Below are 20,409 nucleotides of genomic sequence, written 5' to 3'. Positions count from 1 at the left end.
CGAGAAAGAAAAAGACCGTGATGAAACGATATGCCCTTATAGATCTCGCCATAGATGATTGAGCGGGCCATAGCCCTCGCCAAGACCCGGCGCATTCTTAATGGCCCCCACCAGGTAATCGCGAGCGCCGGCGACCGCCTCTTGAAGGCCGAGGCCGAGGGCGAGATTGGCGGCAATGGCGGCGCTTAACGTGCAGCCCGTTCCGTGCGTATTTTTCTCGGGCAAGCGTTCTGAGGTGAATGTCAGGAACTTTGTGCCGTCATAAAGCACGTCGAGCACCCGACCATCAAGGCCGAGGCGATGACCACCCTTAACAAGTACGGACGATCCAAAACGGTCATAGAGCTCCAGCGCCGCTTCTTTCATACCCGATTCACCGCTGATCGTATGCCCGAGAAGGCATTCGGTCTCCGGAAGGTTCGGCGTGATCAGGCGCGCCAGCTTCAAGAAATCGGTTAACGCCGTCTCGGCCTCGGGTTCGAGCAGCCGGGCGCCCGTTGATGCGACCATAACGGGATCAACAACCAGCGGAATGCGCTCCGTATGCTTCTGCCAGACGCGCTTGATCGCCTTGATAATCGGCGCTGAAAACAACATGCCGGTCTTCGCGGCTTTGACGGGAAAATCGTCGAGAACGGCCTCAAGCTGCGCGGCGACCACGTCGGCATCGATGCCCTGAACGGCCGTCACCCCCTTCGTATTCTGAGCCGTGATGGCCGTAATCACGCTCGTACCGAAGCACCGAAAGGCTTGAAATGTTTTCAGATCAGCTTGAATACCGGCGCCACCGCCCGAGTCTGATCCGGCGATGGTTAACACGACAGGAAGAATTCCATTGGGTTCCATATTCACAGCTTACCTCACGCGCTGATTGTAGGCTTTCATAATGTCGACGAAGCGCAGATAACCGAGAACTTCGTCGCGATCGCCGACGACGGCGGCCTTATCGATCTCGTTTTCCATCATAACCTGCAAGGCGTCGCTGAACGTATCGGTTAACCTGAGCGGACGAACCTCACGCGCAACGTCTGCGACGGTGAGCAGAGTTCGCAGCTCTTCGGTTTCTGGAGTATGCCTGAAATGGCGCAGAGAGCAGATGCCCTCGTAAGCGCCGCCTTTGCCCACGACGACGAAGTCGGTGGCCTTCAGTTCAAGGGCATCCTGCTCGACCTCGTGAACGAGGCGTCTCGGCTCGACCAGGGTTATATGCCGCAGCAGATTCGTAAAGCTGGCGATCTTCATCTGCGAGAGCAGATTGAGATTCATATCCCAGTAATGAGCCGGCGAATGAAAGCGGTTCTCGACCTGCCCCTCATAGATAGAAAACCGCGAGATGACGGTCGAGAGCACCGATACGATCATCAGGGCCGGAAGAAGCGTATAATTCCCCACCATGTCGCATACCATCACCATGCCGGCAATCGGAGCGTGCGCCACGCCGATAAAGAATCCGCCCATGCCCACCATAATAAACGAAACGACTGAGATCTGCAGCTCGGGAAAGAAATGCTGTGCGACGACGCCGACGGAGCCGCCGAGCATGCCGCCGATAAAAAGCGAAGGAGTAAAGACGCCGCCCGATCCGCCGGTGGCCACAGTGAAGCTTGTAGTAATGATCTTCAGCCCGGCCAGAAAAAGAAAAAACCCGGCCACACCCCACCACTCCGCATCGGGACGGCGTCCCAGGATAACCTCTTGTAATACGCCAAGTCCATCGCCGATCGAATCATGGAAGAATACGGCGGCTAACCCGACGACAAGACCGCCCGCAGCCGGCTTGAGAATAGGATGCACGTTCCAGTTCTCGAAAACTCGCCGCACCAATCGAAAATAGGCCGTGAAAAGATAGCCGGTGCCGACACATACAAGACCGAGCAGAACATAAAAGAGCAGCTCATAAAAGGTATTCAGGTGAACGGGAGGAACGACGAACATGGCCGCATCGGCCTGAAAGGCGCGCACGACCATGTAGGCAGAGACGGCCGAAAGAATCGCCGGCAGAAGCGAGTCGCTCTCTATATCTTCGCGATACACGACCTCGACTGCGGTTAACGCTCCTCCAAATGGTGCGCGAAAAACTGTGGCCAGTCCGGCCGCCACTCCGGCAAGCATCATCGAACGGTGGGCGCGATCCCCGACGTTCAATATCTTACCGAAAAAAGAACCGATGCCGGCTCCGATCTGCATGATCGGCCCTTCTTTGCCCGCGCTTCCGCCGAAGCCGACGGTAAAGATCGTTGCCAGCGATTTAAAGAAAGGAACCCGTCCACCGATGCGCCCCCCTTCGGAATGAAAGGCTCGGATGATGGCGTCTGTTCCGCCTCCGCGGGCATCATGACAGAAATATGTCGTCACGACGCCCGAGAAAAGGCCGCCGATCGCCGGAGCGATAAAAAGCAGATACGGCGAAAACGGAACGACGGCAAGACCGGCAACACCTTCGCCTCGCGGATTCGGAAGCGATAGCCCTATGCCGTGAAGAAAGATAGCATCGCGAACAAGATGCAGAATATGATTGAACAGGAGTCCAAAAAGACCCGTCGTCAACCCGATCAGGATCGCGTACAGATAAACGTGCAGAGGACTGGTTACGCGCAGACGGGCATACAGTCGCTGTCCGATGCGTAACAGCATCCCTCCGTCTTCAGAGATCGCCGATCATTGACAAGAGAAATTCACATCTCGAAATCTCTGCATGGACAAGCTTGAGGCAAAGGAAAGCGCTTGCCTCTCTCTATCGAGCAGTAGAATCGGAGGCATGAGAAAGAAACTGATTGCCGGAAACTGGAAGATGAACCAGACCCCTTCGCAGGCCGTAGTGCTCGCCGACGCTCTGAAAAAGACGGTGAGCGGAAAGGAAGCCGCAGAGATCGTCGTATGTCCTCCCTACACCGCACTTATTCCTGTTCGCGACGCACTTAAAGGAAGTTCCATCCACCTTGGAGCGCAGGATCTTCACTGGGAGGATCAGGGCGCCTTCACCGGCAAGATCTCGGCCGATATGCTGCTTGATGCCGGCTGCACACACGTCATCATCGGACACTCCGAACAACGCACCTACTTTCATGAAACCGACGCCACGGTGAACAAGAAGCTGATCAAGGCCCTTGCAGGCGGACTTGTTCCAATCTTCTGCATCGGCGAAACGCTTGAAGAACGCGATGGCGGCCGGGCCTTCGATGTCGTGAAGAAGCAGCTTGAAGGCGGATTCGCCGGCATGAAAGACGCCGGGCATACGGTGCTTGCCTACGAACCGGTATGGGCCATCGGCACCGGACGCAACGCCACGCCCGAGCAGGCGCAGGAGATGCATGCATTTATTCGTAAAACGATCGCCTCGCTTTTCTCTGCTGCCGTCGCCGATGGAATGCGCATCCTCTACGGTGGAAGCATGAAGCCCGACAACGCCGCCGGCCTGCTCGCACAGCCCGACATCGACGGAGGTCTGATCGGCGGAGCCGCCCTGAAGGCCGATAGCTTCTACGGAATCGTTAAGGCTGCGGGTTAACCGTCCGGGCGGGGCGCCGTAAACGCCACTCCCCGGAGCCCATCGGTCGGGCAGAGCCTGTGCTTCAGCGTTGCAGACGCCTTTCGAGGGCGCCCGGCTCCGCGCCGTCCGCGCCGTCGGCGCCTGAGCCGTCGGCGGGCTCTTCTTCGTTCAGTCGCTCCCGGCTCTGAAACTCCACGGTCCGGTTCCACATGCCGTGCGAGTAGACGAGCCGACGACGACGGGCATCATAATAGAGCATCATCGCCGGCAGACGATGCTCGGTCCCCTGAAGACCGATCGTCTCGCGAAACCAGCGTACGCTTTCATCGGGCGCTTCTTGTAAAAAAACCCAGCCGTTCATGTCGGCGGCGCCGTTTCGCTGATAGAGCTGTTCGGCGCTTCGCAGAACGTTCGCCGGATCTTCTTCATCATCCGACGCTTCTTCAAGCATATCGGCAAAATACCAGCGCATGAAAAACAGATGGCCTGAAAGGATCTCGCTGTAAAGCGTCGCCCCTCGTTTTGCGCGCCAGAACTCGTCGCGAGCCGAAACGTAAAAATACGGAAGATATCCCGTCTCCATGATGACGCCAAGCAATCGTCGCGTCGGATCAGACAGAAAGCGATATGGGGACACAGGCGATTTCAGATCGTCGAGTACTTTCGTGAGCGCAAGGCGTTTATCGGCCGACGTCAGTCCTTCGCGTCCCATGCAGCGTCGCGTATCGATATGCAGCCACGCAAACGTATATTTTTCGCGATACTGAGCAATCAGCTTTTCGGCCGCCTGCAACGAATCGGCGATACAGGCCTCGAAGTTAGCCGAATCTGCAACGGGAAGAGACTCGAAAACCTGGCATCCGGCATCAAGCCTTGCCGGATGATCATGCAAGAAGTAATTCGAACCGTCGTCGAATCCAAAGCAGAGCGTACGATAGCCGTCTTCGGCGGCAAAAGACAGCAGGCTTCGACGCTCCACGCCGTGCACCTCTTCAAACGAGCTGAGCCCCTGCAACAGAGCACGCAACGACCGCTCCGGTTGATTTGAAGGCTGCATCCAGTAACGCATGCCCTCAGGGGCTACGGATTGCAGACCGGGCTCGGCTCCGGCCGCCTCGTCCCGATCCGTAGCATAGACCGGATTCTCAAGAACGGCGCCGTCGATAACGAAGGTGATCAGGATGCGATCCACGCCCGGATAACCCGACGGCTTGAGATCGAGCGCATTGCTGCGATATTCGCCCTTGCTTTCGCGACGCACGCCGGCATTGTTATCGTCGCTATCCTGTCCCGGCCACACGGAGTTGCCGTCAAGATCGCCGTCGGCCAGCACAGAAATCAATTCAAGAAAACGACCGGCTGCCGTTTCTCTCGCGAAAAAGACGTAGTCGGGCTGATAGCTGCGAACGAGCCCGGTCACCGTCGAGAAGAGGACGACGGCAAGAAAGAGAGCGGAACGAGACGCCGGCAGGCGCAGGGCCCGTCCGTTTCGCGCCTCAAAGCGCAGCATGGTGAAAAGCGTGAGCAGGGCGACGGATAACGATCCGATGAGGTTCAGATAAAAGATATCAAGCAACGGATGAAAGACGCGCTGCTCGCCCCGAAGATAAACGAGACCGAATACCGAAAAGGCGATCACGGGCAGAAGGGCGAAGAACCATAATCGGTCAGGAGCGAAGCGCTCATAATGCGGAGACAATCCGATACGGCGACGCGTTTGCAGATAAAGATAAAACAGCGCGGCCAGTGAAAAGGCGATCACGACAAAGAGCAGAAAGAGCCCGATCGTGAAGTCGGCAATCTGCGGAAAGAAAAGGTTCTGCAGCGGCAACAGCAGAAGACGCGAAAGCAGAATCGAGGCGAGCAGAAAGGCCGCATTCAACCCGTGAAAGATAGGAAGATACACAAGCAGTAGAAAGATGCCCACCGAGAGGAACATCAGCATCGTCAGATACAGCGACGAGATCATGCCTGCATCTTTCAGGATCGCGTCGAGAATACCCCCGGACGAGAACATCGGTTCGACGATCAAAAAGAAGACGCTTAACGCAGGAACGCTGTAAGTCCAAAGACGGCCCGTGCGCTGAAAGAGCGATCCAACGATGCGGATGGCGGCGTAGGTCAGCTCAAGCAGCAACGTGAGAAAAAGAGCGAGTAGAAAGTTCCAGCCTGCTGCATAGAGCAGAGCTCCGCTGGAAAGACGCGACGGATCGCCATGAACGAGAACGTTCAGATAGAAAACGACGGCGAAGGCGACAAGCAGGACGGCAAAGGGCTCGATCCTCCAGCGCACCATGCGCAGCAGATCACGGGTCCGGGGAGCTTCTGACATAATACGCTTCTATTGTCGGCAAAGAAAGCGATGAGACGCCCTTTTTCTGCTTGACGATCTCACCGATTTCATACTCCCTGGGGGTATGATCGAATCGAATCAGCAATCCTTCCAAACCGACGTCCTTGAGGCGTCAAAAGATCAGCCCGTCCTTGTCGACTTCTGGGCCCCCTGGTGCGGTCCGTGTCGCATGCTCGGACCCGTCCTTGAAAAGCTCGAAAAAGAATACGCCGGTAAGTGGAAGCTTGTTAAGGTCAACACCGACGAAGAACAGGCGCTGGCCGCTCAGTTCCGCATCTCGGGCATTCCCCATTGTATTCTCTTCTCGGGCGGAGCGCCTGTCGATACCTTCACCGGAGCGCTTCCCGAGCCGCATCTGCGTAAGTTCCTCGAAAAGCATATCAGCGACGAGAGTCGGGAGGAGCTGATCGGCCTTGCCTCGTCTGATCCGATGGCCGCCGTGCGACAGATCCTCGCCGAGAATCGCAGCGGCGCCGATGCCGAGGCCATCCTCTGGGGCGCGATGCCCGCCGTGCTTGACGATGCACAGATGCTACAGAACGTTCTCGGCCGCATTCCCGAAGTCGGCAGCCCGTTCAGCGATGCCGCTCTTGCGCTGAAAGAATACATGCACCGACATAGTGAAGGCGGAGCGGAGGCGCTTGCCGAATCGCTCGACGTGTTAAAAGGGCTTTTCAACGAAGCAAAGGCTGCCGATGTACTGGAGGCATTGCTACAGCGAGTGAAAGAAGATCCGACACGTCAGGCTGAGTTCAAAGCCGATCTGATTTCATGCTTTCGTATCCTCGGACAGAATCATCCCGTTGTGAACGAGGTTCGAAAGCGCCTGGCAATGATTCTCTATTGACAGAGGCAGGCCGTCCGTAATACAATCGGCCATATCTTATTCAGGTGGAATCATGAGCGAACAGAAGCCCCTTCGCGTACTCTTTGTCTGTCACGGTAATATATGTAGATCTCCGGCCGCCGAAGGAGCCTTCAAGCATCTGATACAGGAACGCGAGATGCTCTCACGCTTTGTCGTCGACTCGGCAGGCACTTCGTCGTTTCACATCGGCGAACGTCCGCATCCTGATACGCGCAGAGCGGCGCGCGAAAAAGGCGTCACGCTTGATTCGCTGGCCCGCCAGTTCGAGGTCGAAGACTTCGATAAGTTCGACTGGATCTTCGCCATGGATCATAAGAACCTGAGTGATCTTCTGTCGATGGCGACGAACGATGCCGATCGCAAGAAGGTCGTACTCTTTCGCACATTTGATCCGCAACGCGAAAGCGATCCTATTCCCGATGTTCCAGATCCGTACTACGGCGGCTTTGCCGGCTTTCAGGACGTGCAGCGCATCGTCATGCGTACGGCCGAGAACATCCTCGACTTCGTGCTGAGCGGAAAGACGACCGTTCCGAAGTGAAGGCGGGGCGGTGCTTAATCGGTTATTGGCCAATAACCGGGGACCAGTTTATGGTCCGTGTCTAGATAAATTTTTGCCTCCGGAGGGCCGCAAAAACGACCGTGACTCCAGCGTATCTCGACATGACCGTCGATTTCAAAATCCCCAGACACAAGTCGATCATGCACAGCACACTTCCACGAAACCACTGGCTGGCCAGCATGCTTTGAGCTTATTTCAATATCGAGCAACTGATATCGTCGACTCCAATCCCAAGCGGTAGCGATTAGCAAGTTAATTGATTCTTTATCACTGGCTCCTAACACGAAGTAAGGTGCCGACCCAAAGCGCAAAAGGCGCCAAAAAAGATTCAACCGTTCATTTCGATCGCCAAGATTTTCTTTCCATAGCTTGGCCGTTACATCTGATACTTTGACGCAAAGATCCTTATACGCCGATTGAACAGCTTCAGGCCACGGTTTAGGAAAGGCTTCTTGCAAGTTCTTTCTTTGCTGCGTTTTTAGCTCGCTCACTGCACTGGGCAGATCAAGGTTCTTATTTTTACAAGCTTTTTGGGTTTGTTCATACAATGCCTGCAATTCGCCGGGCGCAACAGTATCGTACCAATCCTCCGATTGGATCTGGACATTTGAACGCAGCATATGACGGAATAACCTGGTGGGCGAAGAGTTATGCAGGACTTTTGATAAATACTTACAGCTTATCAAGTAAACATAATCGACTCTTAAGTCGACAGGAACAGATTCATCACCCCGACTTTTGTGCTCACCTTTCCACTCTATCCTTAGTGGCGGGCGATTTCGTAACCCTCTACTGGCACGGAGAAATGCCTGCCCGTTTCCAAACGCACTTTCGAAATCCTGCTTAAATCCACCATTTGCATAGGCCAACTCCAATTCATTCCATTGATCGGGTGCAATATTAACCAATACAGGCGAGCGACTGGCAAAGGCCTTTTCCACTGAATCATGGCCCAGCATTCCCATGCCAGTAGTCAACTCAGTAATTTTTGTTCTCAAGCTGGACACGGTTATCCTGCATCAATTGTTCTTTTCCCGGTCAATACGCACCGCAGCCGAACGACAGTAATCAGGTTCAAGATCATAGCCAAAATAATGTCGCCCGGTCTTTATGGCAGCGATGGCTGTGGAGCCAGAACCCATAAAGGGATCCAGTACTATATCGTCTTTGAAAGTATACAACTCAATCAATCGTCGAGGGATTTCCACAGGGAATGGCGCGGGATGACCTATTCGTTTGGCGCTTTCGGGAGGCACTGACCATATATCCAGTGTCCAGCTCATGAAATCTTCTTTGCTAATGGTGCTCTCAAACGGCAACCCAAGCTTTTCTCGCTTTTTAGGTGCAATAGCTCGATCAAAACGACCCTTGCATGCGACGATAATACGCTCCGAAAGATCTCGCAAAACTGGATTCGTAGCCTTCGCGAAACTCCCCCAAGCACAGTTACCGGAAGCCCCCGCGGCTTTTTGCCATATTATCTCCCCCCTCAGCAAAAAACCAAGTTCCTCCTGCAAGATTCTGATAATGTCCGTTGACAATGATCTGTATGGTTTTCTTCCCAAGTTGGCGACATTGATTGCAATTCTTCCCCCCGGCTCCAGAACCCGATAGCATTCGGCGAAGACTGAATGCAACATTTTCAGGTAAGACGAATAAGTAGTAGGTTGTTTCGAGCCGCGTGTAATCTCTTCATACGCCTTACCGACAAAGTATGGGGGAGATGTAACAACCAGGGCAATGGAGTTGTCCGGCAAAACCCGCATCTTCCTTGCATCACCGCAGATAATTTGATCAACAGATTCAAGCCTGTTGATAATTTCATCATTGGAAAGCAACGGTGCCCGAAATCGGGAATAAAAAGTTGATGAATCATGACTCTCGCGTTTAGAAACACCAAAACTGGATGTTTTGGTGTTTCCCCTTTTAAATCCATTCAGCTTGCTTTCAGGCGCATGCAGCACCTTGGTTTTCCTCTGGACCGACACCTTGACCACCTTAAAAAGTCATTCTCCCTGTTCTCCCTACCAAATCAAGGTAAGAAATCAATCTTGACATTCATCAGATAGGGTAAAGGAGAAGAATATCACAATCAGGGGACACTAATACGAAAAACGAATTGTGTTCGGTCGAAGAGAAGGACGATCTTAACCTTGCTTGTGCGGCGCACAAAAACCATAATTGCCGGCTCGGGCCGAGTAGCGGTCGAACAAACCGTCTCAACGGTTATTAACAGATCTGATTTCTAAAAAACGCATACTACGTCACGATCCAACAAGAGCTTTTAAAAAGTTTGTGACAAAGCGAGAGGTAACGATGCAATACCATTTTCGCATCCATAAAGATCAAGATGGGCTCTGGGCTGAATGTGTGGAACTACCGGGCTGTATGACGCAGGCTGATTCAATACCCGATCTCGAGAAGAACATGATAGAGGCTCTATCTCTGTATCTTGATGAACCGGCCGATTCAAGCATCATCTTTCCACTCCCACGAAAAAAGGTGAGCGGCAAGAATATCGTGGCCGTTCCCTTTTTCCCGAATTCTCGGTCGACCAAATACTGACGAAACGGTAAGACAATGAAGAAGTCATCCGGATCATCTCGGCGCGCAAACTCAGTAGCAAAGAAAAAAGAGCCGTGGAAAGGCTACGACTTTGATTCGATGCCCGAACTGACAGAAGAGCAGATTGCATCGCTGCGCCCGGTAAGCAAGAGCGAGCATAAGAAGCTTGCCATTGCCGTTAAGCGACACGTCGGTCGCCCCAGAAAACCGGAGGCAGAAAAAGAAGAGCTGGTATCTATTCGCTTCTCTGCCAACTTCTTGCAGCGGTTAAAGGAGAAGGCTCGGCAGGAAGGCTACACGGCATGGCAGACGTATGCAAAGAAAGTTCTTGCCGAACATCTGAAGTAGCCGCTTGACATCCCACGCCCAGCCTGGCTTTGCTGTGACCTACTTCTCCCTCTCCTCGATCAATGCGGCGATGAGATCGTGAAAATCCTTGCCGCTTTTTGCCGAAACGGCGAGGATCGTATCGTCGGCCTGCACCGGTACTCCCGTCTCGTTCTGTAAAGCCTGCACTGCCTGATGGTGTTCGAGCCTGAGCAGATCGGCTACGACATATATCGGCGCATTCGGAATTTCAAAGGCCGCCGTCTGGAGCGGATTGCGACCATTCATGGCTCCGTATACATAAACACCGATACCGAGGACCAGAAAGACTGCGGCGAGGATGCGTACGGTCGTATGCGGAAAATAGCTGCGAAGCACTCTCCAGTTCAGGAAGATGTGCATGCCCGCGTAAGCGACGAAGATCAGTCCGAAGATTTCATGCAGGATCTGCATGCCCGGCGTATCAACGTGAAAGAACATGATGATCCCCGTAACGGCAAGTCCGATATACAGAATGGCCATGGGAATGCTATAGTTCTGCTTCTTCTTCATCTTACTTCTCCTTGTAGAGTTAGAGTTTTCCTTACAGACATGTCTTCAATTCGGTGATGCGAATTTCGCTTCGATGTCGTTCAGCCACTTCCTGCGTTTTTTATCCGAAGCCGACTTCACCATGCTGAGGTTAATCCACTTCAGATTTCTGTAGCCGAGCTTGAAGAAGGTTCCGGTCAACAGCGCCTTTTTCACTGCGTTGCCGTAGCGAAGGCGATAGAGAAGGCGCGGAGTGTTCATCGTCGTGATAACGGTGACGCCCTTCAGGTTCTTGAGAAGCGGATTCATGCCGTGTCCCTTTTCTTTGAATTCAAAGGCCACGCCGGGAAAGATGACCCTGTCGATGAAGCCCTTCGTCAATGCGGGCATCATCTCCCACCAGATGGGGAAGATGAAGATAAGATGATCGGCCCTGGCCAGGCGCTCCGTATAGTTCAACACGACCGGATCGACGGGCTTTCGATCCAGAAAGGCCTTCAGATCTTCTTTCGTCATAACGGGGTCGAAGCGGTCGTTATCGAGGTGTATCAGATCGACGTCCTGATCCGCTTTATGCAGTCCGTTCATGACGGACTTCAAGATGGCGTTGCAGTAGCTACCCTCGTAGGGGTGATTGAAGACGATAACCGTTCTCATGGAACCCTCCAGACACATATTGTTTCCTCGGAAACTATTTTCCTGCAATCAGGAACGGCATATTGTTTCCGTGTCAACAATTTTACGGTTCGCAGGGAGGTTTTTCTACGGTCCACGGCGCCTTACAGAAAAAGCCGCTTTTTCGAGAAAAGGTTTACGAATTGTAAAGATTTCTGTTTCTGGGATGTCCTTCGATCGCCATGAACCGAAAGTCTCAAGAAAGCCGGGAAGAAGGCCGCGATCTCATCAAGAGACTGGGAACGCTCTTCGAGCAGTATCGCTCCTTTCAGGAGCAGCATAAACATGTTATCGTCGATCTGATACGCGAAAAAGGTTACGATGAGGATTTTCAGAATCTTTCGATTTCAGAGCTGCATGCGATCGATTGTATCGGCAGTCATCCGGAGTCCAACCTGACGACGATTGCCGAGCTGACGGGACTTACGAAGAGCGCCATCTCGAAGATTTCGGCGCGCCTGCTCGAAAAGAACCTGATCGAAACCTACAGAAAGCCCCACAATAAGAAAGAAGTTCTGTTTGGCCTTACCGATGCCGGCCGAGCCATCCACGGCGCCCACCAACAATTCCACGAATCTCGGGACAAGCGATTGCTGAATCGTTTGAAGAAATATGGCCCCGTAGAAAGGGAGGCCGTCAGGCGCTTCCTCGACGATCTTCTTTCCGAATTGACGCTTTAACCGACCGCTTGACATCCCCTGCTGCAGTTGCTTTGCTGTAGGCGATGCTTCACGCCACGGTCAGCTCGCCCGTCGGGCCACTGCATATTGACATCGAAGACGATGCCGTCATCCGACTGGATTTCGACGACCTTGAGATGTCGGATTTCTTCACCGACAACGCCCTCTACTCGCTGCTTGCGCTGCCCGAATCGGCGAACGAAGAGCGGCTGCTTGCACAAACGGTGGTGGAGCTTGCCGAATACTTTCAGGGCGAACGTCAGGACTTCGGCGTTCCCGTTCGACTCTACGGGACGGAGTTCCGACGTCGCACCTGGCAGCGCCTCGAGGCCATCCCCTTCGGCGTCGTGAAGTCGTACGGCGACATTGCAAACGAGCTCGGCCAGCCGAAGGCCTCCCGTGCCGTCGGCGGCGCATGCGGATCCAATCCGGTCGCCATCATCGTTCCCTGTCATCGCGTCGCCGGTTCCACGGGCAAACTGACGGGCTTCGGCGGCGGGCTCAAGCGCAAGGACTTTCTGTTGAAACTGGAATCGAAGCAGCTGCCGTTTCAACGAGAGCGCTACGGTTTTGCACGACAGCGACGCGACGTCGAAAAAAATCGGCATCCGACTCGCTGAACTTTTGCTCAGGCCCACCATGTGTCACTGAAAGCATATTGCCCCCCGCCCATCCCCCTATGAAAAAAAAGATCCAGATCATCGAAGTCGGCCCCCGCGACGGACTGCAGAACGAAAAGACCAGCGTGCCCACGGCCGCGAAGCTGCAATTCATCAAAGACCTCGCTCATGCCGGATTGCGTCGCATCGAGGCGACCTCCTTTGTAAGAGCGGATCGCATTCCGCAACTTGCCGATGCCGAAGAGCTCTATCGCTCTCTGCGTCACGAGCAGCAAGGCGACGACGCCCTTTCGCAAACGACGCTCTCCGCTCTTGTTCCGAATCTGAAAGGCATGCAGACGGCTCTCGAAGCCAGGGTTCAGGAAGTGGCCGTCTTCACGGCGGCTTCAGATGCCTTCACACAGAAAAATATCGGATGCTCCGTCGATGAGAGCTTCGATCGCTTCGCCGACGTTATCCGCCTTGCAGGCGAGAATGCCATACCGGTGCGCGGCTACGTCAGCACCGTCATCGAATGTCCGTATGCCGGGCCCGTCGATCCGCAGCGAGTGGTCGACGTCTGCAAGCGTCTGCTCGATGTCGGGTGTTTTGAGATCTCCCTCGGCGAGACGATCGGTGTGGCCGTTCCGGACGATCTTTCGCGTCTTCTCGATCTGCTGATTCCGCATGTGCCGGTGGACAGGCTGGCAGGTCATTATCACGATACGCGCGGCACGGCGCTTTCGCTTATCTTTCGCTCGCTTGAATACGGTATGCGGCGTTTCGACTCGTCCGCAGGCGGCCTGGGCGGATGTCCGTATGCGCGCGGTGCGGCCGGCAATCTGGCCACCGAAGATCTGCTCTACGCCCTGCATCGCTCGGGCTATGAAACGGGCGTCGATCTGGATGCCGTCATCGAAGCGTCACGCAAGCTGGCAGCGACGATTCACAAGACGCCGTCTTCGCGCGTGTATCTGAGCGCCGAAAAGAAGTTGTAAACAGACGGGCTTTGCTCAGTTTCGAAGAATAGCGCACATGAGAGTCATCCAGAACCAGAAAGAGCTGCGGCTGCAAATCCAGGCCTATCAGCGCGAAGGCAAAACGACGGGCCTTGTGCCGACGATGGGCTATTTGCACGACGGTCATATCTCGCTCGTCAATCAGAGCAAGACCGCCTGCGATATTACGATGGTCAGCATCTTCGTGAATCCGCTGCAATTCAATGATCCCGAAGATCTGCGTAAGTATCCGCGCGATACGGAACGCGATCTGAGCATGCTTGAGAAGGCCGGCGTCGATCTCGTCTTTCTGCCTACGGCCGATGACATGTACCCGTTCGGCGAGCCTCTGCTGAAGATGCAGATGCCCGATCTCACATCGCAGCTCTGCGGCAAATACCGTCCCGGCCATTTTGACGGAGTGCTTTTCGTCGTTCTCAAGATGTTACAGCTTTTCTCGCCCGACAGGGCCTTCTTTGGAAAGAAGGACTATCAGCAGCTTGCCGTCATCAAACGCATGGCCTATGAGTTATCCGTGCCCACCGAAATCGTCGGATGTTCTTTAATACGAGAAGTCGACGGCCTTGCGATGAGTTCGCGCAACGTGCGACTCAGCGAAAAGGGGCGCAAACATGCAACGATGATCTATCGCGCCCTGAAAATCGTGAAAAAATCGTATGTAGAAGGGAAGCGAGATCCGGGCGAGTTGAAAGAGATCGCATGGGATGTGATTGAGACGGGCTCGCTCAATCGCGTCGAGTATATTGAATTCGTAAACGGCACGACGTTGCAGCCGGTAAGCACGGTAAACGACGATACGGTCGTCGCCGTCGCCGCCTACACAGAAGGCGTGCGACTGATTGATAACCTTGAAATCGGAGACAGGGAATGAGACGTATGTTAATAGTACTGGCAGCCATCATCGTTCTATCGGCGTCGGGCATCGCCGCCGCCTACTTTCTATTGAATCGCAAAGGCGAAGGGCGGCGCATCGCTGAGAAAAAAGGCATCCCCTATCTCGCTATCATGGCGCATCGCGGCGTCTCTGATCTTGCGCCCGAGGCAACCGATCCGGCCTACAGACTCGCTCTTGAGATGGGAGCGGACTATCTTGAAGCCGACATTCAGCGCACGGCCGACGGCGTTCTCGTCTGCTTTCACGACGACACGCTTGATCGCAACACCGATGCGGCGCAGGTCTTTCCGGGACGCGAGATGGATTCGATCGATAAGTTCACCTACGCCGAACTGATGATGCTCGACATCGGCACCTGGTTCAACGAGAAGAATCCCGATCGCGCCCGCGAAACCTTTCACGAACTGAAGATCCTGACGCTTGAAGAGCTGATCGACATCGCCGAAAGCCATGACAACCGCCCCGGTCTTTATCTTGAAACGAAATCCGCTCTGCGTTATCCGGGCATCGAAAAAGAGATCATCGATCTTCTGAAATCGCGCGGATGGATCGAAGACGGTGCGTCAATGGAATCCATTGAAGTCGGCAACGACATCGACGTCGATCCGCTCGAAGACGGCGATGGCGAGGTCGAGCCCGCTCCCGTGCGTATCGCCGACGGTCCGGCACGCGTCATTCTGCAATCGTTCGAAGATGAAAGCATCCGCATCATGAAAGATCTCGCTCCGAACGTGCCGCGTATCTACCTCGTTGACGAAGAGCTCGAAGAGAAAAAAGGCGGATGGAACGAACTCATCGCCATCGCAAAGAAGTATGACGCCGATCTCGGTCCGTCGGGATATCAGGCCTGGCCGTGGCGCACGGGAGAGGCGCACCGGAACGGCGTGCTCGTGCATCATTATACGCTGAACAAGCCCTGGCAGATGCGTCTTCTTCGTTTTTTCGGTACCGACGGCATCTTCACGAACCGCACCGATCTCGCTCTTAAGTTATACAGACGCCAGAAGATGCAGCCTCTTGAAGAATATTTCAAGAGGATCGGGTACTGAGGTCAGGCGGCGCCAGACCCCGCCACCTCGGCTAACCTTCTATCGATGTGCTCAAGGGCCTCTTCGACCTGATCGATAAGGATCAGGCAGAGGTCGCCCGGCTGCAACCGGCTGAGCGCAAGGTCGATGGCGACGAATTCTCCCTGTATCTCTTCGACACGCTCCGTGCGACTGCATCCTTTCAGGCCTTCGCGAAGCAGGGCCATCACCTCGCCGTCATGACGTCCGCGCTGACAGGCATCTTCATACAATATGACGTCGTCAAAACTGTGTCCGAGAATCTCGGTCTGTCGGCGGATGTCTTCATCGCGACGATCGCCCGCCGCGCTGATCACGACCGATCGTCTGCGCGAAGGCATGGCGTTTACAGCCTGAACCAGTGCGGCGATGGCGTCGGCGTTATGACCGTAATCGGCGATGAGCGTCGCCCCTCCGTAATGAAAGACGTTGAAGCGTCCCGGAGCGCTCACCGCATCATTCACGAAAGCGCCAAGTCCGCCGGCAATCACATCCCAGCTCAGACCGAGGGCCCATGCTGCTGCGGTCGCCGCCATTGCATTTTCAACCTGAAAAGCGATGCTTCCGCTTCGCGTGATGGGAATGGCCGATAACGGTAACCGGTGTTCGAACCCTTCTTCAGAGGCGACGATGTCGCTCTGATCGACATAGACGACCCTGCGCCCGTTCGCTCGATGCGCCACAAGCGTCGGATGCATGCGGTCACGAGCAAAAAAGATAACGGAGCCCGGACAGCTCTCGGCCATAGCCGCAACAATCGGATCGGCGGCGTTCAAGACGGCATAACCTGTCGGCGCGACGTTCTCGACGATGACGCGCTTAACGACGGCAAGATCTTCCACCGTCGTGATATAGTTCAATCCCAGGTGGTCGCCCTGTCCGATATTCGTGACGACGGCGACGTTGCATCGATCAAAGCCGAGGCCTTCGCGCAAAACGCCTCCGCGCGCCGTTTCAAATACGGCGGCATCGACGTCGGGATGCAGGAGCACGTTTCGCGCGCTGCGCGGTCCGCTGCAATCTCCCGTATCGATGCGCTGTCCTTCGACGTAGATGCCGTCCGTCGTCGTCATGCCCGTCCGGTATCCGTTTCGCGAAAGGATGTTCTCAATGAGCCGGACGGTCGTCGTCTTCCCGTTTGTGCCGGCGACGGCGACGACGGGAATACGCCCGTTATCACCCGGATCGGGAAACATCATAGCAATCACCGCCTCTCCGACCGGGCGCCCTTTACCAAACGATGGAGTAAGATGCATGCGCAGTCCCGGCGCTGCATTCACCTCGACGATTCCGCCTCCCTGATCTTCAAGCGGCCGCAAAACCGTCTCACAGACGACGTCGATACCGCAGATATCAAGACCGACGGCATGGGCGGCGGCGACGGCTGAGGCGGCCAGCTCCGGATGCACGTCGTCGGTGACGTCCGTGGCCGTACCACCCGTTGAAAGGTTAGCATTATTACGCAGATACACACGCACGCCGAGCGGCAAAACCGAATCGACGCCGTACCCCTGTTCGGCGAGGCAGCTGACGGCGATGGCGTCGAGAGGAATCTTAGTAAGCGAAGTGGCATGCCCGCTTCCGCGCCGCGGATCGGCGTTCACCTGTTCCACAAGCTGCGCTATGGTTAACGACCCGTCGCCCGTAACCTGAGGCGGCTCGCGACGTGCGGCGGCGATCAATCGGCCGTCGACGATAAGGAAGCGGTGATCGAGCCCTGGAAGATATTCTTCGACGAGAACATCCGTGCTGACTTCTGCGGCCCGTCGATAGGCGGCTATGACGGCCTGCTCGCCGATGACGTTCACCGAAATCCCTCGCCCCTGATTGCTGTCCTGCGGTTTGACGACGACGGGACCGCCCAGGCTGAGTGCGGCCTGCCAGGCGTCCGCTTCGTTATCGACGGGGCGTCCGCGCGGAACGGAAATACCGGCGGCGCGAAGAAGCTTTTTGGTTAACTCTTTATCCTGAGCTATGGCCTCGGCGATGGCGCTTGTGCGATCGCTTTCGGCCGCCTGGATGCGACGCTGACGGCTACCCCATCCGAACTGAACGAGACTGCCCTCGGTCAGGCGACGGATAGGAATATCGCGGGCCAGAGCGGCATTGACGATTGATCCGGTGCTCGGTCCCAGGCGAAGATCCTCATAGCGCTCTTTCAATTGCTCAAGCGCAGCCGAAAGAGGGAAGCTATCTCCAGTGCCGGCAGAGCGGCAGAGCTGCTCTGCAAGTTCGATAGCCTGTCTGCCGATCGATTCTTCGTCGTATTCGACCACGACCTGAAAGACGCCCGGCTCGACGGTTCTCGATGTGCGGCTGAACGTAACCGGACATCCAATCATCGTCTGTATAGAAAGCGTCACGATTTCGACGACATGAGCAAGAGACACGAGCCCATCAGAATCAGGACGAAATGCCGGCAGATCGGGAAATCGCTCGCGAAGCGCCCGCTCAAACTCCGGAAGACGCTCGATGGATAACTCCGCCTCGCTACAGGTGATGACCGCTTCAATGGCGGTGTTGCGGGTCCAGAGGTTCGGTCCGCGCAGGGCTCGGATTCGGGAAATTTCCATAGTTCAGATCTCCACCGGTGCCGGTCGCTGTGTAAAAGTCTGCAAACCGGCGACGATCAATTCATCCGATAACTGCATGGCGTGCGCTACGGCGATTGCGGCAAGTACGCTTGCCACCGGAACAGCGGCCCCTGCCCCTTCAAAGAGCGCCATGTCATAGCCAGAAACGGATCGGTTCTCTCCTTTTGCATGAATAACGATCTCATTATCGCGCAAGAGCACCGCCGTACCACCCTGAAAAAGGTGATCATTAACAGTCGGGTTATCCGGCTGCGCCGAAAAAAAGATGACTTCGCCGTCCGAGAGTGATGACATCTCCACTGCCTTTTCGTCGTCTGCGTTGAGGATCGAATAGCCTCCTGAGAGGACGACGTCGATCTGTGTTCGCAAGACGCGAAAGATCTGCTCCTCTTCGTCGGGTATGCCCAGATCGGTAAGCGGCTTTGAACCCGAGAAGGACGTCATTACTCCGATATGACATCGATCATAGGCAAGCCCCTCTGCGGCGATCGTTCTCATGTCGCTTTCGATGACGGCAGCCTCGACGGCGCGATGCAGCAATATCTGACGCGCCGACTTCCAGTGCGAGGGGTTTGTCTTCTTCAAGAAACGGCGATCATAGCTAACCCCGTTCGCACATGACATACCGACCATGCGTCCGCTCAGAGAAAGCAGGTGCGCCACAAGCATGGCCGTTTCCGTCGTCGCCGATGTGCCCGTTATGCCGATGATGGGGATCCTGCCCGTCGTATCGGCAGGAAATAGATGATCGACAATAGCACGGCCGACCGGCCTCGGCTGTCCCTGCGCCGGTTTCAGATGCATGAGCAAGCCCGGACCGGCATTCACCTCTACGATGGCGCCGCGCTGCTCAGCAAGAGGCCTTGCAATATCCTCTGCGACTACGTCGATGCCGGCGATATCAAGGCCGATGATACGTGCGGCAAGCGTCGCCATCTGCGCCGTTTGAGGATGAACCTGGTCGGTGACGTCGATGGCATGGTTGCCGTTGCGCTGGATCAAGACGGAACGGCCTTCTGCTGGAATGGAATCTTCGTGCAAGCCCTGACGCGAAAGCTCCATACGCAGGGCCGAGTTAACCTCGATGCGAGAGAGCGGATAGTCTTCGGTGTCGCCTCTTCGCGGATCGCTGTTCAGCTGCGCCTCGATGAGTTCGACGACGGTCGAGGCTCCGTCCGCGATGACGCTGATCGTTTCGCCGCGGGTGGCCGCAACCATACGATTCCCGACCACAAGCAGTCGATGTTCAAGGCCAGGAATCAACCGCTCCACAAGAACTCCGCTGCCTCTGCCTTTTGAGACGGCGATCCCGTAGGCGCGCTTCACTTCCTCTTCGGTGCTGAGACCGATAAACACGCCTCTGCCGCGATTCGAGTCGTTTGGTTTGATAACGACGGGCAGCCCCAGCGACTGCGCCTGAAACCACGCCTGCGCCGCGCCGTCCACCGGATAACCCTCCGGAACGGGTAACCCGCAGGAGCCGAGCAGGCTTTTCGTCAGCTCTTTGTCGCGGCTGATCGTCTCGGCGATGGCGCCTGTCAGATCGGTCTCGGCCGTCCAGATGCGACGTGAGGCCTTTCCGTAACCGAGCTGCACGAGATTGCCTTCGGATAAACGAATGGCCGGTATCTGACGGTCCTCGGCTGCCTCGACGATGCTTGCCGTACTGGGGCCGAGAAATTCACGATTGGCCAGATCGCGCAGACGTCCGACCGCCGCGGCGACATCATACGGGGTGTAATCGGGTTCATCGGGATTCTGCATGGCCGAAAGAATCAGATCACGAGCGGAATGAAGCGCCTCTCTCGTAACATCTTCCTGCCAGGCACGCACAACGACGCGATAGACGCCACGCCGCACTCCGTCGCGTGCTCGGCCGAATCCACCAGGCATGCCGGCAAGATTCTGCAATTCCAGAGTCACATGTTCAAGGATATGAGCGGGCCAGGTGCCCTCTCGCAGACGACGCACAAATCCGCCATGCTCATCATAACTGCAGCGGTGCTCGATCAGCGTCGGAACCCAGGCGACAAGACGATCGACGAAACCCGGAATCGTATTCGACGGATAATCCTCGAGATCATGAATGTCTACGATGGCTTCGAGTACCGGCCTGTAGGTCCACATATTGGGCCCGTTCAGATGTCGGATCTCCAGGAATTCAATATCCCATTTCATTGCATC

Annotated in this window: 19 protein-coding genes; 10 read left to right on the top strand and 9 right to left on the bottom strand. The window is 55.4% G+C overall.

The window, feature by feature from the left end; translation table 11 throughout:
- Window positions 1-36: 36 nt before the first annotated feature.
- Together thiD and LEPIL_RS17500 are read right to left on the bottom strand one after the other, a co-directional pair.
- Window positions 37-846: a bifunctional hydroxymethylpyrimidine kinase/phosphomethylpyrimidine kinase gene (gene thiD, locus LEPIL_RS17505; RefSeq protein ID WP_002774532.1), complete on the bottom strand. Its 810-nt coding sequence runs from the start codon at window positions 844-846 to the stop codon at window positions 37-39.
- A gap of 9 nt (window positions 847-855) precedes the next feature.
- The gene (locus LEPIL_RS17500; protein ID WP_002774530.1) at window positions 856-2,634 is read right to left on the bottom strand and encodes a chloride channel protein; all 1,779 of its coding nucleotides are present in this window, start codon (window positions 2,632-2,634) and stop codon (window positions 856-858) included.
- 124 nt (window positions 2,635-2,758) lie between these two features.
- Here LEPIL_RS17500 and tpiA point away from each other — a divergent pair, with 124 nt between their 5' ends.
- Entirely contained in the window at window positions 2,759-3,508 is a 750-nt protein-coding gene (gene tpiA / locus LEPIL_RS17495; protein ID WP_040920566.1) for a triose-phosphate isomerase, read from the top strand.
- A gap of 64 nt (window positions 3,509-3,572) precedes the next feature.
- Here tpiA and LEPIL_RS17490 read toward each other — a convergent pair whose 3' ends face one another.
- Window positions 3,573-5,822, bottom strand: a complete 2,250-nt coding sequence (locus tag LEPIL_RS17490; protein WP_002774527.1) for a hypothetical protein — start codon at window positions 5,820-5,822, stop codon at window positions 3,573-3,575.
- A gap of 85 nt (window positions 5,823-5,907) precedes the next feature.
- On the opposite strand from LEPIL_RS17490, the gene trxA reads away from it, so the two are divergent.
- Together trxA and LEPIL_RS17480 are read left to right on the top strand one after the other, a co-directional pair.
- Window positions 5,908-6,690, top strand: coding sequence for a thioredoxin (gene trxA, locus LEPIL_RS22525; RefSeq protein WP_002774525.1), 783 nt, complete (start codon window positions 5,908-5,910; stop codon window positions 6,688-6,690).
- Window positions 6,691-6,742: 52 nt separating this feature from the next.
- Window positions 6,743-7,252 (top strand): low molecular weight protein-tyrosine-phosphatase, encoded by a 510-nt coding sequence (locus LEPIL_RS17480; RefSeq protein ID WP_002774523.1) that lies wholly within the window; start codon window positions 6,743-6,745, stop codon window positions 7,250-7,252.
- A 14-nt stretch (window positions 7,253-7,266) separates the two neighbouring features.
- Here LEPIL_RS17480 and LEPIL_RS17475 read toward each other — a convergent pair whose 3' ends face one another.
- Together LEPIL_RS17475 and LEPIL_RS17470 are read right to left on the bottom strand one after the other, a co-directional pair.
- Window positions 7,267-8,280 (bottom strand): hypothetical protein, encoded by a 1,014-nt coding sequence (locus tag LEPIL_RS17475; protein ID WP_002774519.1) that lies wholly within the window; start codon window positions 8,278-8,280, stop codon window positions 7,267-7,269.
- 12 nt (window positions 8,281-8,292) lie between these two features.
- Window positions 8,293-9,237, bottom strand: a complete 945-nt coding sequence (locus tag LEPIL_RS17470; protein WP_002774517.1) for a DNA-methyltransferase — start codon at window positions 9,235-9,237, stop codon at window positions 8,293-8,295.
- 352 nt (window positions 9,238-9,589) lie between these two features.
- Here LEPIL_RS17470 and LEPIL_RS23575 point away from each other — a divergent pair, with 352 nt between their 5' ends.
- Both LEPIL_RS23575 and LEPIL_RS17460 read left to right on the top strand, forming a co-directional pair.
- Window positions 9,590-9,838, top strand: a complete 249-nt coding sequence (locus tag LEPIL_RS23575) for a type II toxin-antitoxin system HicB family antitoxin (RefSeq protein WP_002774515.1) — start codon at window positions 9,590-9,592, stop codon at window positions 9,836-9,838.
- Between the two features lie 15 nt (window positions 9,839-9,853).
- A complete protein-coding gene (locus LEPIL_RS17460) occupies window positions 9,854-10,186 on the top strand; it encodes a BrnA antitoxin family protein (protein ID WP_002774513.1) in 333 nt (110 codons plus the stop codon).
- Window positions 10,187-10,225: 39 nt separating this feature from the next.
- On the opposite strand, the gene LEPIL_RS17455 is transcribed toward LEPIL_RS17460, so the two are convergent.
- Window positions 10,226-10,717 carry a DUF4405 domain-containing protein gene (locus tag LEPIL_RS17455; RefSeq protein WP_002774511.1) on the bottom strand — a complete coding sequence of 164 codons (492 nt, stop codon included), beginning with the start codon at window positions 10,715-10,717 and terminating at the stop codon, window positions 10,226-10,228.
- A gap of 45 nt (window positions 10,718-10,762) precedes the next feature.
- On the bottom strand, window positions 10,763-11,353 hold the full coding sequence (locus tag LEPIL_RS17450; RefSeq protein WP_002774509.1) for an NAD(P)H-dependent oxidoreductase: 591 nt from the start codon (window positions 11,351-11,353) through the stop codon (window positions 10,763-10,765).
- A 200-nt stretch (window positions 11,354-11,553) separates the two neighbouring features.
- Between LEPIL_RS17450 and LEPIL_RS17445 the strand changes: the two genes are divergently transcribed.
- From LEPIL_RS17445 to LEPIL_RS17425, 5 genes are read left to right on the top strand one after another with little or no spacing between them, the layout of a single operon-like run.
- Window positions 11,554-12,051 carry a MarR family winged helix-turn-helix transcriptional regulator gene (locus LEPIL_RS17445; RefSeq protein ID WP_002774507.1) on the top strand — a complete coding sequence of 166 codons (498 nt, stop codon included), beginning with the start codon at window positions 11,554-11,556 and terminating at the stop codon, window positions 12,049-12,051.
- Window positions 12,052-12,095: 44 nt separating this feature from the next.
- On the top strand, window positions 12,096-12,671 hold the full coding sequence (locus LEPIL_RS17440; RefSeq protein WP_002774505.1) for a methylated-DNA--[protein]-cysteine S-methyltransferase: 576 nt from the start codon (window positions 12,096-12,098) through the stop codon (window positions 12,669-12,671).
- Window positions 12,672-12,730: 59 nt separating this feature from the next.
- Window positions 12,731-13,648 carry a hydroxymethylglutaryl-CoA lyase gene (locus tag LEPIL_RS17435; protein ID WP_002774503.1) on the top strand — a complete coding sequence of 306 codons (918 nt, stop codon included), beginning with the start codon at window positions 12,731-12,733 and terminating at the stop codon, window positions 13,646-13,648.
- A 37-nt stretch (window positions 13,649-13,685) separates the two neighbouring features.
- Window positions 13,686-14,540, top strand: coding sequence for a pantoate--beta-alanine ligase (panC, locus tag LEPIL_RS17430; RefSeq protein ID WP_002774501.1), 855 nt, complete (start codon window positions 13,686-13,688; stop codon window positions 14,538-14,540).
- A complete protein-coding gene (locus LEPIL_RS17425; RefSeq protein WP_002774499.1) occupies window positions 14,537-15,613 on the top strand; it encodes a glycerophosphodiester phosphodiesterase family protein in 1,077 nt (358 codons plus the stop codon). The genes panC and LEPIL_RS17425 overlap by 4 nt, the downstream gene beginning before the upstream one ends.
- Before the next feature lie 2 nt (window positions 15,614-15,615).
- On the opposite strand, the gene cphA is transcribed toward LEPIL_RS17425, so the two are convergent.
- Both cphA and LEPIL_RS17415 read right to left on the bottom strand, forming a co-directional pair.
- Entirely contained in the window at window positions 15,616-18,204 is a 2,589-nt protein-coding gene (cphA, locus tag LEPIL_RS17420; protein WP_002774497.1) for a cyanophycin synthetase, read from the bottom strand.
- 3 nt (window positions 18,205-18,207) lie between these two features.
- Complete coding sequence (locus tag LEPIL_RS17415) at window positions 18,208-20,403, bottom strand: cyanophycin synthetase (protein ID WP_002774495.1); 2,196 nt, start codon at window positions 20,401-20,403, stop codon at window positions 18,208-18,210.
- Between the last annotated feature and the right edge of the window lie 6 nt (window positions 20,404-20,409).

Source organism: Leptonema illini DSM 21528 (assembly GCF_000243335.1).
Classification (GTDB): Bacteria; Spirochaetota; Leptospiria; order Leptospirales; family Leptonemataceae; genus Leptonema; species Leptonema illini.
The sequence above is the reverse complement of the archived record's forward strand: the minus strand, read 5'-3'. Positions and strand labels throughout refer to the sequence as shown.

Excerpts from the sequence above, each read along its gene's own strand:
- thiD (WP_002774532.1), bottom strand. The coding sequence starts at position 846 with ATGGAACCCAATGGAATTCTTCCTGTCGTGTTAACCATCGCCGGATCA.
- LEPIL_RS17500 (WP_002774530.1), bottom strand. The coding sequence starts at position 2,634 with ATGCTGTTACGCATCGGACAGCGACTGTATGCCCGTCTGCGCGTAACC.
- tpiA (WP_040920566.1), top strand. The coding sequence starts at position 2,759 with ATGAGAAAGAAACTGATTGCCGGAAACTGGAAGATGAACCAGACCCCT.
- LEPIL_RS17490 (WP_002774527.1), bottom strand. The coding sequence starts at position 5,822 with ATGTCAGAAGCTCCCCGGACCCGTGATCTGCTGCGCATGGTGCGCTGG.
- trxA (WP_002774525.1), top strand. The coding sequence starts at position 5,908 with ATGATCGAATCGAATCAGCAATCCTTCCAAACCGACGTCCTTGAGGCG.
- LEPIL_RS17480 (WP_002774523.1), top strand. The coding sequence starts at position 6,743 with ATGAGCGAACAGAAGCCCCTTCGCGTACTCTTTGTCTGTCACGGTAAT.
- LEPIL_RS23575 (WP_002774515.1), top strand. The coding sequence starts at position 9,590 with ATGCAATACCATTTTCGCATCCATAAAGATCAAGATGGGCTCTGGGCT.
- LEPIL_RS17460 (WP_002774513.1), top strand. The coding sequence starts at position 9,854 with ATGAAGAAGTCATCCGGATCATCTCGGCGCGCAAACTCAGTAGCAAAG.
- LEPIL_RS17455 (WP_002774511.1), bottom strand. The coding sequence starts at position 10,717 with ATGAAGAAGAAGCAGAACTATAGCATTCCCATGGCCATTCTGTATATC.
- LEPIL_RS17450 (WP_002774509.1), bottom strand. The coding sequence starts at position 11,353 with ATGAGAACGGTTATCGTCTTCAATCACCCCTACGAGGGTAGCTACTGC.
- LEPIL_RS17445 (WP_002774507.1), top strand. The coding sequence starts at position 11,554 with ATGAACCGAAAGTCTCAAGAAAGCCGGGAAGAAGGCCGCGATCTCATC.
- LEPIL_RS17440 (WP_002774505.1), top strand. The coding sequence starts at position 12,096 with ATGCTTCACGCCACGGTCAGCTCGCCCGTCGGGCCACTGCATATTGAC.
- LEPIL_RS17435 (WP_002774503.1), top strand. The coding sequence starts at position 12,731 with ATGAAAAAAAAGATCCAGATCATCGAAGTCGGCCCCCGCGACGGACTG.
- panC (WP_002774501.1), top strand. The coding sequence starts at position 13,686 with ATGAGAGTCATCCAGAACCAGAAAGAGCTGCGGCTGCAAATCCAGGCC.
- LEPIL_RS17425 (WP_002774499.1), top strand. The coding sequence starts at position 14,537 with ATGAGACGTATGTTAATAGTACTGGCAGCCATCATCGTTCTATCGGCG.
- cphA (WP_002774497.1), bottom strand. The coding sequence starts at position 18,204 with ATGGAAATTTCCCGAATCCGAGCCCTGCGCGGACCGAACCTCTGGACC.
- LEPIL_RS17415 (WP_002774495.1), bottom strand. The coding sequence starts at position 20,403 with ATGAAATGGGATATTGAATTCCTGGAGATCCGACATCTGAACGGGCCC.